Consider the following 1,120-nt stretch of genomic DNA (forward strand, 5'->3'; position numbering starts at 1 on the left):
CGTAAACCTTCGTCCATTGCGATTGGGTGAATTAAGCTTACAGTCATTTTGATGTTGTCGCCTGGCATTACCATCTCAACACCTTCCGGTAATTCGATAGTACCGGTTACGTCAGTTGTACGGAAGTAGAACTGTGGACGGTAGCCTTTGAAGAATGGAGTATGACGACCACCTTCTTCTTTTGATAATACGTAAACTTCTGATTCGAAGTCTGTGTGTGGAGTGATTGAACCCGGTTTAGCTAATACTTGACCACGTTCGATTTCTTCACGTTTGGTACCACGTAATAATGCACCAACGTTCTCACCCGCACGACCTTCGTCTAATAATTTACGGAACATCTCAACACCAGTTACAGTTGTTTTTGTAGTTTCTTTGATACCTACGATTTCAACTTCATCACCGGTACGGATGATACCACGCTCTACACGACCTGTTACTACTGTACCACGACCAGAAATTGAGAATACGTCTTCGATTGGTAATAAGAATGGCTTATCAATCGCACGCTCTGGCTCTGGAATGTAAGTATCTAAATGGTTTGCTAATTCTAAAATTTTCTCTTCCCACTCTGCTACGCCGTTTAACGCTTGTAATGCTGAACCACGCACGATTGGAGTGTCATCACCCGGGAAGTCATATTGAGAAAGAAGTTCACGAACTTCCATTTCAACTAATTCTAATAACTCTTCGTCATCTACCATGTCGCATTTGTTTAAGAATACGATGATGTATGGAACACCTACTTGGCGACCTAATAAGATGTGCTCACGAGTTTGTGGCATTGGACCATCTGTTGCTGCTACTACTAAGATAGCACCGTCCATTTGTGCCGCACCGGTAATCATATTTTTAACATAGTCCGCGTGTCCCGGGCAGTCAACGTGTGCGTAGTGACGAGTTTCTGTATCGTACTCAACGTGTGAAGTGTTGATGGTGATACCACGCGCTTTCTCTTCCGGCGCGTTGTCGATTTGGTCGAATGCACGAGCTGCACCACCAAAGTGTTTTGATAATACAGTTGTGATTGCTGCTGTTAAAGTTGTTTTACCATGGTCAACGTGGCCGATTGTACCCACGTTAACGTGCGGTTTTGTACGTTCAAATTTTTCTTTAGACA

General features: G+C 43.6%; 1 protein-coding gene. It reads right to left on the bottom strand.

What is annotated here, in order from left to right; all coding sequences use genetic code 11:
- Window positions 1-1,120 (bottom strand): elongation factor Tu (tuf, locus tag ACERCF_RS12470; RefSeq protein ID WP_373625784.1); only part of this gene is annotated, 1,120 nt, incomplete at both ends.

Source organism: Mannheimia kashgarensis (assembly GCF_041807705.1).
In the GTDB taxonomy this organism is placed as follows: Bacteria; Pseudomonadota; Gammaproteobacteria; order Enterobacterales; family Pasteurellaceae; genus Mannheimia.